A 12,256-nucleotide genomic window follows, 5' to 3' on the forward strand; every position below is an offset into this window, starting at 1 on the left:
TATAACCAGGTGGAACCGGTATAGGCACCGATAGCGGCAAGGAGAAGATGATTATTAAAATACCAAAACCGCGCTCATGCAAAGCTGTTTTAATGTCAAACAAAGTTACTTTATTGCTATCATTGTTATTGGTATCTGCAACCTCTTTTAGAATATCAGAAGCTAGTTTTTTATCTTTAGTTAGTTTCTCACTTTTTTGCACAATTATCCTTTAATAAAATATTCCTCTTAAGCTAACATAGTTGTTGCTGTATTTCAATATTTGTTATTTATTTCATACCAACACTTCATCTCTTTCATTCTTTAACCTGACTAAGTTTTTAAACAGATGACATGCACTAAGGTGCATGTCACGAAGTATGAGGACGCTAACGATCTGGTTCATTAGACGATAATTTTTCTGAGTCCTTAAGCTCCTGTTTAAGGTTTTTGATGCCTTTTCCTAAATCACCCATAACTTGCGGTAATCTGCCTGCACCAAACAGAACTAAAATTATTATTAAGACTAGAAACAATTGCCATGGTCCTAAACTCATTTTCACCTCCATTTAAAATATTGACCTTTAAATATTAAAACTTGACTGAAGTCAAGTAACACATAGATTATATCACCTTTATTTAATTATAAATCAAGGTTTTTTAATTATTTTATAACAATCCCAAACTAGATTGTTTTCTTGCAGCGAATAAGTGGAAACTTTTCGCTTAACTGTAGAGTAGAAGAGAGCTCACTAAAAAACTTTGCTAGCGTATCATCTTTAGGCTTATGGTATATATCGCTAGAAACTCCTGATTGAATAATTTTACCATTTTTCATTACGTAGATAAAATCTGCAACTTTCAATGCTTCTTGCGGGTCATGAGTTACCATTAGCACAGGGATATTTTTACTTCTGAAAAGGGACAATATATGTTGTCTTATTCGGCACTTGAGCAGTATATCTAAATTAGAAAATGGTTCATCTAACAACACAACATCAGGGTTTTGTGCCATCACTCTTGCTATTGCAACTAATTGTTGCTGTCCTCCAGATAAGGCGTTAGGGTACATATTTTCATATTTTTCTATATTGAGTAACTTCAAGATTTCCAATGCAATTAGGTGCTTTTCTCTCTTGGAAGAGCTGCGGATAGCAAAGGTTATATTTTCTACTACTGTTTTATGAGGAAATAATGCAGAATGCTGAAAAATCAATCCGATATTTCTATGCTCTATAGCGACTGATGCCTTATTACTTGCAACTAACCTATCATTTATAAAAATAGTTCCAGATTTTGGATTTTCTATCCCCGCAATTAATTTCAAAATTGTTGACTTGCCACAGCCAGAATGCCCCAATAAACATGCAACATTTCCTTTCTTTACTTTAATGTTTATATTGCTTAAAGCAAAGTCGTTTTGATTGTTATAGAAATAACCAATATTGTTAACTAGCATTAATCTTACTTAAACCATGTTATTAAATATAATAGCATTATACTCAAGAAGTACAGAAATGTTTTTTGTCGTCATAAATTGGTTATGCAAGAAATCTAGAAAAGAAAGGATTTTTTGCTATAACTTTACATGAATGGTAGGAAACACGGGACTATAGCTCAGCAGGATAGAGCGTTGGACTCCTAATCCGAAGGTCGTGCGTTCGAATCGCACTAGTCCCACCACATTAAATTTTATGGAGATTTTTTTTCACAAATACGCACACCTTTTTTTGCGGTTTTAAGATATAAATTCCCTAATAATAAAACGGGTTTTGTGTCATTCCAGTACTCCTCTCTTATAATTCACGTATTTAAGAATGACTTCTGCTAAACCTTTACTAATTCCAGGTACGTTTTGAATTTCAGCCAGAGAAGCTTTGCTTATATTTTTCACTGAACCAAAATAAGACATCAACGCTTTTTTTCTTTTGTTGCCAATGCCGGGTATTTTGCTTAATTGTGAAACTATAAACTGTTTATCGCGTTTTTTTCTATGTGAAGTTATCGCAAAACGGTGGGCTTCATTACGCAGCGATTGTAAGTAAAGCATGACTTTGCTGTCATTTGCCAGACTGAATTCTTCCCTGCCCAGCATATAAAATCTTTCATTTCCTGCGTTACGATTAGGACCTTTTGCCATACAAGCAAAAGGAACGTTTATATTCAATACTTCCAGTACATTCTGTACTATGGAAACATGTCCTGGTCCACCATCAATCAGTAAAAAATCAGGTATTATGCCTTTTATATTGCCGGAGAAACGTCTGGTTAGCACTTCCCTCATCATTTTATAGTCATCGCCTGAAAATTTTTCCTTTATAGTAAATTTTCTGTACTCACTTTTTAAAAAACCCTCCTGCCCTGCAACAACCATTACACCAATTTGTTGGTTTCCAAATATATGGCTATTGTCATAAACCTCAATACGCTTTGGAATGTTTGGTAACAAGAAGATTTTGCTAAGCTCTTCAAGCTTTTCTAGGTTATTTCTATAATCGATAAGCTTCTGCTCTAAGCTATGCTGAGAGTTATCATAAACAAATTTCAATAAATCACGCTCTTTTTTATTCTTTGCATGCAGAACTTTTACTGGCTTTTGAGCAACCTTATATAGTGCTTGTTCTATAATTTCCTTATCCACAATAGAATCTGGAACGTAAATTTGTATTGGAGGTATGTTAGCTGAATTATAAAAATTGACCAAAAAGGTGGATAAAATTTCATCATTTGAGTGATCACCACAGTTCTCGGCAAAGTAAGGAGTGCTGCCGTAGTTGTCTTTATTTCTGAACGATAACACACTAATACATGCTAGATCCTCTTCACGTACAATACTGAAGAAATCTGCATCTTTTTCAAAAGAAAAATCCGTGTGCTGTATTTGAATTTGCTCAAGAAACTTTACCCGATCTCTATATATAGCAGCAAGCTCATAGTTTTCTTCACTGCTGCACTTTCTCATTGTGAAAAGTAACTGTTCTTTCACTTCCTTATTTCTTCCAAGCAATGTATTTCGTGCCTGTTTTACTGATTGGCAGTAGTCGTCTTTTGTGATTTTGTTTATGCATGGTGCTGAGCAGCGCTTAATTTGATACTCAATACATGGTCTTTTTGTTGATGAAAAGTATTGATCTGAACATACTCTCAAGAGAAAAGCTCTTTGCAATGATAATATAGTTTGCTTAACAGCAGCGGCAGATGTAAAGGGACCATAATAATGAAACTCATTTTTCTTAAATTTGCCTCTATATTTTGCTATTCTTGGATAATCGTGCTTGGAAATTGTTATATAAGGATAAAATTTTCCATCCTTGAGCACAATATTATAAAGTGGTTTCAATGATTTTATTAGCTGTGCTTCAAGAAGCAGTGCTTCGATTTCATTCTCAGTGATGAATATTTCAACCTTAATAACCTGTAAGAGCATAACTCTAATTCGTTCAGAAAGGTTTTCGAATTGAAGGTAGTCGGATAACCTTGACTTTAAGTTTTTTGCTTTTCCAACATATAAAACTTTATTCTTATCTCCAACCATCTTATACACGCCACAGGATTGTGGAGATGATTTGATTTGTTCTTTATATTGCCTGAGCATTTATCCATTGTTTAACCTGTATGAGGTTAAAATCTGCTACTAAATGAAAGATGGAAACTACATTTTCAAGCAAAGATAATCTGTTTCTTCTCAGCTTATCAGAATCACAGTTAATCTTTATACTGTCCATAAACTGATTGATAAACGGAGCAAAACCAGCAAGTTCATCAAGTGCTACATTAAAGTGGTTATTTTTTATCGCTTGTTTTATGTTTTTACAAGCAGTTATAGCACAATTTGATAGCGCAATTTCTTCACTTTCAATCAAAAACCTCTTACCGTAAGATGCACTATAAGTAGTGCCATCACTTTTCCTTGCTTTGCTCATCATGTTACTGACTCTTTTGTAAGTGCTTAGAATTTGTTCACCTTCTGGAGTACTAAGATAACGATCCAATATAACAGTTTGCTTTTCCGCTGTCAGCAGATCATTAATATCGATTTTATATATTATTGAATCTACAACATCTTGCCTTATATCTCTATTTTTTAAAATAACCTTGAATCTTTCTAAGCAAAATCTAAATACTAGTTCTGAAATTTGTTTTCTATTCGGCTTATCAACTGACGCTGTATTTTTATTAAATAGAAGCCCTGAATATAAAGATACTGACTTGTCTATCATTAGCCTAATTGGAACATGCAAATTATTTTCAAGTATTGTCCTAATTATACCAATTGTCATTCTCCGCAAACCAAATTGATCATACGAACCAGAGATTTTCTCACCTGCTGCAATTAAACCAACTAAGCTATCCACTTTGTCTGCAATTGACACAGCAATTGCAGAAGGAGATTTAGGACACTCCTGCTCTGGCCCGATTGGCTTATAATGCTCAGTTATAGCTTCCACTATTTCTCTATCTTCTTGAAAATAAGAAGCATAATATCCACCCATTACTCCTTGTAATTCTGGAAACTCTCTTACTATCGATGTTGCCAAATCAGCTTTTGCCAAATATGCAGCACGTTCAACTTTTATCAGCGAAGCATGTGGAATAAATATAGCTATATACTTTGACAAAGCCGTAATACGCTTCACCTTTTCCCCCACGCTGCCAAGTGAAGCATGAAATAATATTGAACCTAATCTTTTGACATAATAATCTAGATTTTCCTTTTTATCTTGAGATATTAAAAATTGGGCATCAGCAAGACGTGCTTCTAATATTCTTTCGTGTCCTTTAACAACTTCACCATTGTTGACGTTGACAACAGTGACAAAGTGTGAAATTCTCTTTCCATTACTTAAAGCAAGGTATTTTTGTTGTGTATTAACTATACTAAGTATTACTTCCTTCGGTAATCCAAATGACTTTTCTTGATTCACTTCACCAAACAGTACGATTGGCCACTCTATAAGCCCTGTCAATTCATTTAGTAAATAATCATTTTTCTCAAGTTGTAAATTCTGCTCTTTTGTGAATTTATTAATCTGATCTAGTATAAATTGCTTTCTTTTGTCCATTTGGAGAATTACACTGTTTTTTTCTAGCAATTCAAAATAGTCTTTAGGTGTTTTAACAGTAAGCGCCGTACCACTTGAGAGAAATCGATGGCCATATGTTGTGTTAGATGCTGTAATCCCTGCAAAAGATACAGGTATTATTTCATCATTTAAAATGCATAAAATGTTTTTAATTGGCCTAACCCACCTTTCTTTTCCTTTGCCCCATCTCATACTTTTTGGCCAAGAGAAATTTTTTAATATTTCTCCTAGTTGATTTTTAAGAAACTCTTGAATGTTAAATGAGCAGCTTTCTCTTTTAATGAAGTAAAAATCCTCATTATTTACTTTTCGAACGAGCAAATCTTCTTCATTTTTCTGATATTTTCTTAAAAAACCCTCGATAGCACTTTTTGGTGCGTTAATGTTTGGTCCCTTAACTTCGTTATTGGAATCCTTTAGCTCCAAAGCATTTATGTTGTCAACAAATAGAGTAATGCGACGTGCCGTTATAAAAACCTCCATTGATGTAAATTTTACATTATTTTTGTTAAAAACATTGGCAATACAGCTCTTAACTTGAGTTGCAGCTACATTCTGCATTCTCGGTGGTATTTCTTCTGAAAGGCACTCAAATAATAACTGCAACGACATACGCTATTTACTCATGTACAATTCACAACATTTTTTTGTTAGCTCTCTAACTTTACCAATATAAGCTGTACGTTCATTTACACCAAGCACACCTCTTGCATCAAGCAGATTAAGTAGGTGACTAGTTTTAATACATTGGTCATAGGCTGCCATTGGTAGCTCCTTTTCAATAAGGAACTTACACAATTTTTCCGTATCTTCGAATTGCTGCTGTACCACTTTAGTATCATAATAATCTAACGCTAGATAAGAAAATTCATATTCTCTTTGTTTAAAAATATCTCCGTAAGCTACACCGTTATCGTTCCAAATTATATCGTAAACATTATCTACACCTTGTATGCACATTGCTAAACGTTCCAACCCATATGCCACCTCACCAGGAACCATCTTGCAGTCAATCCCTCCAACTTGCTGTATATAAGTAAGCTGTGTTACTTCCATTCCATTGCATGTAACTTCCCAACCAAGTCCTGATGCTCCAACGCTCGGATTTTCCCAATCATCTTCAACAAACTTAATATCATATTTTTCTGTAGATATGCCAAGAACTTTTAAGCTATCTAAATAGACGTCTTGTAAATTATTACCAGATGGCTTTATTATAACTTGATATTGGTGATGTTGATACAGGCGATTAGGATTATCACTATAGCGTCCATCTGCTGGCCTAATTACTGGTTGTAGATATGCAATTTTTGTCGGTTTTGTATCAATTGCAGACATAATTGTTGCGGGATGTAATGTGCCAGCACCAACTTCAGATGTGTATGGGTGAAGTATAACACATCCTTCACTAGCCCAAAAATCTTGCAACTCTTTTATTATACTTTGTAAGTTCACACAAATTGCACACTTTTTATACTAAATATATAAATAAATAAGTACTATTCAATACCTATTTTTTTAACAGTATCATGTAAATAATCACCTAAGACTGCTGAACTTTCTCTCACATACTGAATTATGCTTTTATTTAGGACAATTGCATCATGCATAGTTAAATCGCAGAATATAAATGCTGTTAAATACAGTAAAATCACCGCATAAAATGTGTGAAAAATCCCCTCAAATGTAATTGACATTGCATTATTATAGCTGAGCTGTATTGAACTTATTGGCCATGGTTTTATCGCTTCTACGACATTAAAAAATACGTAAGGTATCATAAGAAAAAAGAAAAAGTGCATAAAATCATTAAACCAAAATGGGCATTGAAACATCTGCTTACATATATTCCCATAGAGTTTACTTACAGCATAATAAATTGACATTATTGCTGGCATTGAAAGTGCTACAGTCAGTACTTGCCCTGACGCTATTTGTATTACTATTTCTTCACCACTGTTTGCTGAAGGGTCTTGAGCATGAAAAATAAATATTCCAATTAATTGCATTACTAACATAACTATTGCCAATTTTGTAAAAACAGCAGCTACAACTATTCCTGAGTCTGGCATTTTATATAGTAAGTATTCGCCTCCATATGTAAGAATTAATATAACATCGACAATAAATAATATTAAAAAAGAAGACCAATAGTTCTGCCAACTTGGTAAATATCCTATTCCTAAAAGAGAGCTTACTGTTTTGGCAGGAAAAACCTTACCTAGCATCTTTCCCAAAAATTTAAAAAAAATCCCCATGTTCTAAGTAACACTTGGTTTATATTATTTATAATACTGTATTGTAACGGACTTATCAACAACTTAAAACATGTATTGAAAGATTTTAGGTAATATGCAGCAACAGTAGAAGAACGTGCGCCAAAAATTTAATAATTTTATAGGGCTTATGCACTTAAATTTTTTGCAATATCAAGTGCAGCGTAAGTGAATATTGCACTTGCACCCGCACGTTTGAAACCAATCAAAGATTCATAAATCACCTTGTCATAATCCAGCCAGCTATTATTTGCAGCAGCTTTTATCATTGCGTACTCACCGCTTACTTGGTAAGCAAAAATCGGAAAATTAAACTTATCACTTGCTGTTTTGATAATATCCAAATATGGCATACCTGGTTTAATCATAATAAAATCTGCACCTTCATTTATATCCATTTCAATTTCGCACATTGCTTCGCGCGCATTTTTATAATCCATTTGATAACCACTTTTGTCTATAGAATGTGATAGCCCACATGAACCAACGACTTGCCTGAATGGAGCATAGAAGCTAGAGCAGTATTTTACTGCATAAGATAATATTAATACGTCTTGAAAATTGTTATCATCTAATGATTTTCTGATTCTTCCTATTCTACCATCCATCATATCAGAAGGAGCAACTACATCACATCCTGATGCTGCTAAAGCAAGTGCTTGCTTACATAATATCGACACGGTTTCATCGTTTTCTACATCCATCTGATTATCTTTTAAAATGCCGTCATGGCCGTGAATAGTGTATGGATCCAATGCAATGTCTGCAATAATACCAATTTCAGGTACCTTTAATTTTACAGCACAAATTGCTCTGCAGATTAAGTTGTCAGAATTATATGCTTCCTCAGCGTTTTCAGATTTTAGTTTACTATCAACTACAGGAAAAATTGCAACAGCATTAATTCCTAAATCTTTAGCTTCCTTAACTATAGACACTAATCCATCTATTGAATAACACTTTACATCTGGTAAGCCAGAAATTGGTTCAGTTGTTTCTTCTCTGTCATGAACAAACAGAGGAAGAACCAGATCGTTTACTGATAAACTATTTTCACTTGTTAAATTGCGAACCCATTTGCTCGAGCGCCTGCGTCTTAATCTTGTATTTGGGAAATTAAACATTGGATCCAGGCAAATTCCCAGTAAAGAGCAACACCCCTGAAATGAGTATTACCCAAAGCACCGATATTGGTAGAAATACTTTCCAACCAAGGCGCATTAGCTGATCATATCGATAACGAGATATTGTTGCTCTAATCCAAATAAATACGAATAAAAGTATAATTATCTTCAAAACGAACCAAATTAAACCTGGAATTTTATAAAGCAAACCAAGTTCTAACGGAGGATACCATCCTCCTAGAAAGAATATCGTCATCATAGCACTTGCTAGAATCATATTTGCATATTCTCCAAGAAAAAAGAGGGCAAAAGGCATGGATGAATATTCAACGTTATATCCAGAGACTAGCTCTGCTTCAGCTTCTGGTAAATCAAATGGGTGACGATTAGTTTCTGCAAGCAAAGAAATAAAAAATATTATTCCTATAGGCATTAGTAGTAAATCAACCCAAAATGGCATATTGTGTTTCGCTACCACCATCTCTCCAAGATTTAATGTTCCAGTGGTAATAACGACTGCAGCAACTATTAAGCCTATTGAAACTTCATATGAAATCATCTGAGCAGCCGACCGTATAGCACCAAGAAATGCATAATTAGAATTGCTTGACCAGCCTGCAATAATTACGCCGTATACTCCCAGCGACGATATAGCTAGCACGTAAAGCACTCCAACATTAATATTTGCTATAACCTTAGGAATAACTACTTGCTGGCCATTTTCTACAATTACTTCAGCACCAAACGGTATAACTGCCCAGGCAATTAATGCCAAGATAAAGGTAAGCATTGGAGCCATAATGAACAGTATGGTGCTCGCTCTAAATGGTATTATCGGCTCTTTAATCAGTAGCTTAATAGCATCTGCAAATGGCTGCAATAGCCCAAAAGGTCCAACTACACTCGGGCCGTGCCTCAGTTGAATTGCAGCAAGGACCTTACGCTCAAAGTATGTCAAATATGCAACTGAAAGTAGTAGCGGTACTAAAATAAATAAAATATTAACTAGCGTGTTCATAAAAAGCTTTAGTACAATCTGCCATTATTTTTGAAGCGCGACTTATTGAATCCGTCATATAAAAATTACACTCCTTTAAAGTAAAAGGTGTATTACTTAAGCTTATCTCACCATTGCTAATTGGCACCCATGTGTTTTTTACCACTTGATCAGCATTTCTAAACTGTGGACCGATAGTATCTAATTTTTTTCTCACGTCAAATAAACTATCATATGGTAAGGAGAGATCCAAATATTGCGAGAGATTTTTAATAATTAACCAATCCTCCTTTGCTTCACCTGAAGGAAATACAGCTAAATTTGTTCTTTGCACTCGACCTTCAGTGTTTACATAAGTTGCATATTTTTCTGTATATGCAGCACCAGGCAAGATAACATCTGCCACATGTGCACCCTTATCACCGTGATGACCTTGATAAATTACAAATGTGTTTTCTAACTTTGATGTGTCAATTTCATCTGCACCAAGAAGATAAACAACTTCTATTTCACCACTTTCTGCATGTTCCAATATTTGATTAATATCCCTTTCGCCTTTTTTAGGAACAAACCCAATATCTAGCCCACCAACTCTTGCTGCAGCTTTATGCAGCACATTAAAGCCATTCCAGTCATCTCTTACCATATTAAATTTTTCTGCAATTTTGCCAGCTAGAGCTAAAACTGATTCAGAATCATCTCTTATTAATGCATCTTGACCGATAATCAGCATAGGGTTTTGAGCAGCTACCAGCAGCTCACAGAACTTATGATTTCCATTTGCCATTTCACTCAAAATATCAGGATTATCGCCCAATTTCTCAACATGATACAAATATTCAATGTTAGGACCAACACTTGCAACAGGAAAGTTGCCCTGTAAATATCTCTTTCTCAATCTTACGTTAATGATCGGTGCTTCTATCCTTGGGTTTGTATTTATAAGCAGACACAAATCCGCATTCTCTATACCTTCAATAGTGGTATTGAACACATACGATCCACGATTATTTGGTATAAGTTTTGCACCATCCTGCCTGCAATCTATATTTCCCGAGCCGAGCTTCTGCATCATTTCTTTAAGTAGAAGCATAGACTCACAATCTGCTAAATCACCTGCAATTGCAGCTATTTTATTTGATTTTGTATTCTTTAATTTCTTTGCAGCAACAGTTAATGCCTCATTCCAATCAACTGGGGCTAATTTACCATCTTTTTTTATATAAGGTCGATCAAGACGCTGAACTTTTAGTCCATCATAGGCAAAGCGGGTTTTATCTGATATCCATTCTTCATTTACCTCTTCGCTCAGCCTTGGTAATATCCTCATAACCTCCGGGCCACGATAATCAACTCTAATTGCGCTACCCACAGCATCTAGCACATCTATAGTCTCACAATGTGATAGCTCCCATGGACGCGCTGTAAAGGAGTAAGGCTTTGAAGTTAAAGCTCCTACCGGGCAGAGATCTATGATATTTCCAGATAATTCAGAACTAATATGCCTTTTTATGTAAGTGCTAATCTCTACATTTTCTCCCCTTCCGATTCCTCCAAGTTCATTTGTACCTGCAACATCAGACAAAAATCTAACACACCGAGTGCAATGAATGCATCGATTCATCGCAGTCTCAATCAGTGGTCCGAAGTGTTTTTTTGGCACAGCCCTCTTATGCTCATCAAGTCTGCTGGTTCCTTTCCCATAAGCCATCGTGATATCTTGCAAATCGCATTCACCACCTTGATCGCAAATTGGGCAATCAAGCGGGTGGTTAATTAGCAAAAACTCAAGCACACCTTCACGTGCTTTTTTAACCTTAGGGGTATCAGTGTGAATAACCATCCCTTCTGCAACTGGCATTGCACAAGAGGCTACTGGTTTTGGAGGTCCACCCTCCACTTCAACCAAACACATTCTGCAATTACCAGCAATTGCTAAACGCTCATGATAACAAAAACGTGGAATTTCAACGCCCACGACTTCACAAGCTTGAATTATAGTGAGCCCATGCTCTACTTCACATTCCTTAGAATTAATAGTAACTTTAACCACAACTATTATACAGCTTCCCACTTTATAGGATTGCCGCTTACCTCATCTTCAACCAGATTGCCGTTGTCATATTGAGCAGACATATAATTCATGCGCGAATCACGATCTATATATCTAACAGGTTTTACCGGTTTATCTTTATACATTTTTTGCTCAGCTTTCTTACGCTGAGTAGGGTTATTTTTACTAGCTGTCTTTGCTTTCCCACCTGCTGCCATATAAACTCCTAAAAACTTTTCATTCTATTTTAACACTTAAGTATATAGCGTCAATATTTAATAACTTTAAAATTTCAATAGATCTCTTATTATAATCATTTTACAATCATTGTTTAAATAAAAAGTTACCCCTTGATGCCATTCCAGCGCATGACGCACAGCTGTACGAGCATTGCAACTTGCAGGCAATTTGCGTGGCAGATTCAAGTAGCTGACACTGGTTTCCATCCAAGACAGCAGTAGCCCTTTCGGTGGTATTTCAGTGCTTGACACTGAAATCCAGGATTTTGATTGGATACTGAGTTGGTAAGCATAAAAGTGTAGCTAACGCGAGCTCTACGTCATACCGCGATTTATTCGCGGTATCTCAAAGCATAGATCCCGCTAACACGTAGCGGGATGACGGTTGTCGTTTAGCTACAAACGTTAAGAAATTTACCAAATAAAAAAAAGGCAAAAGAAGCCCTGGGGTTATTATCCGCTTTAAAATATTGGCGTTTTTTATGTTTTAAACGCTTGACAAGC

12 protein-coding genes and 1 tRNA gene are annotated in these 12,256 nt (G+C 35.3%); 1 reads left to right on the plus strand and 12 read right to left on the minus strand.

Annotated elements, in window-relative coordinates; all coding sequences use genetic code 11:
* The 3 genes from ACIPNH_RS05150 to ACIPNH_RS05160 form a co-directional block, all read right to left on the minus strand.
* On the minus strand, positions 1–202 hold a 202-nt coding region (locus ACIPNH_RS05150), incomplete at its 3' end, for an exopolysaccharide biosynthesis protein (RefSeq protein ID WP_275019583.1).
* 166 nt (positions 203–368) lie between these two features.
* Complete coding sequence (gene tatA / locus ACIPNH_RS05155) at positions 369–536, minus strand: twin-arginine translocase TatA (protein ID WP_006013840.1); 168 nt, start codon at positions 534–536, stop codon at positions 369–371.
* Between the two features lie 128 nt (positions 537–664).
* On the minus strand, positions 665–1,438 hold the full coding sequence (locus ACIPNH_RS05160) for an ABC transporter ATP-binding protein (RefSeq protein WP_400772081.1): 774 nt from the start codon (positions 1,436–1,438) through the stop codon (positions 665–667).
* Positions 1,439–1,585: 147 nt separating this feature from the next.
* Between ACIPNH_RS05160 and ACIPNH_RS05165 the strand changes: the two genes are divergently transcribed.
* Positions 1,586–1,662 (plus strand) — tRNA-Arg (locus ACIPNH_RS05165).
* Between the two features lie 94 nt (positions 1,663–1,756).
* On the opposite strand, the gene uvrC is transcribed toward ACIPNH_RS05165, so the two are convergent.
* The 9 genes from uvrC to ACIPNH_RS05210 form a co-directional block, all read right to left on the minus strand.
* Positions 1,757–3,574 (minus strand): excinuclease ABC subunit UvrC, encoded by a 1,818-nt coding sequence (gene uvrC, locus ACIPNH_RS05170; RefSeq protein ID WP_400772083.1) that lies wholly within the window; start codon positions 3,572–3,574, stop codon positions 1,757–1,759.
* Positions 3,558–5,675, minus strand: a complete 2,118-nt coding sequence (gene glyS / locus ACIPNH_RS05175) for a glycine--tRNA ligase subunit beta (protein ID WP_400772085.1) — start codon at positions 5,673–5,675, stop codon at positions 3,558–3,560. Before glyS ends, uvrC begins: the two co-directional genes overlap by 17 nt.
* 3 nt (positions 5,676–5,678) lie before the next feature.
* On the minus strand, positions 5,679–6,518 hold the full coding sequence (locus tag ACIPNH_RS05180; protein ID WP_400772086.1) for a glycine--tRNA ligase subunit alpha: 840 nt from the start codon (positions 6,516–6,518) through the stop codon (positions 5,679–5,681).
* 44 nt (positions 6,519–6,562) lie between these two features.
* Positions 6,563–7,321 carry a phosphatidylglycerophosphatase gene (locus ACIPNH_RS05185; protein WP_264723724.1) on the minus strand — a complete coding sequence of 253 codons (759 nt, stop codon included), beginning with the start codon at positions 7,319–7,321 and terminating at the stop codon, positions 6,563–6,565.
* A gap of 146 nt (positions 7,322–7,467) precedes the next feature.
* Positions 7,468–8,463, minus strand: a complete 996-nt coding sequence (gene hemB, locus ACIPNH_RS05190) for a porphobilinogen synthase (protein WP_264723725.1) — start codon at positions 8,461–8,463, stop codon at positions 7,468–7,470.
* A complete protein-coding gene (gene nuoH, locus ACIPNH_RS05195) occupies positions 8,456–9,481 on the minus strand; it encodes an NADH-quinone oxidoreductase subunit NuoH (protein ID WP_400772088.1) in 1,026 nt (341 codons plus the stop codon). Before nuoH ends, hemB begins: the two co-directional genes overlap by 8 nt.
* Positions 9,465–11,513, minus strand: coding sequence for an NADH-quinone oxidoreductase subunit NuoG (gene nuoG / locus ACIPNH_RS05200; RefSeq protein ID WP_458695317.1), 2,049 nt, complete (start codon positions 11,511–11,513; stop codon positions 9,465–9,467). Before nuoG ends, nuoH begins: the two co-directional genes overlap by 17 nt.
* Before the next feature lie 5 nt (positions 11,514–11,518).
* Positions 11,519–11,731 carry a hypothetical protein gene (locus ACIPNH_RS05205; RefSeq protein WP_006279675.1) on the minus strand — a complete coding sequence of 71 codons (213 nt, stop codon included), beginning with the start codon at positions 11,729–11,731 and terminating at the stop codon, positions 11,519–11,521.
* Positions 11,732–11,797: 66 nt separating this feature from the next.
* Entirely contained in the window at positions 11,798–12,004 is a 207-nt protein-coding gene (locus tag ACIPNH_RS05210; RefSeq protein ID WP_400772092.1) for a hypothetical protein, read from the minus strand.
* Positions 12,005–12,256: the final 252 nt, after the last annotated feature.

The organism is Wolbachia endosymbiont of Drosophila barbarae (assembly GCF_044752445.1).
Taxonomy (GTDB): domain Bacteria; phylum Pseudomonadota; class Alphaproteobacteria; order Rickettsiales; family Anaplasmataceae; genus Wolbachia; species Wolbachia pipientis.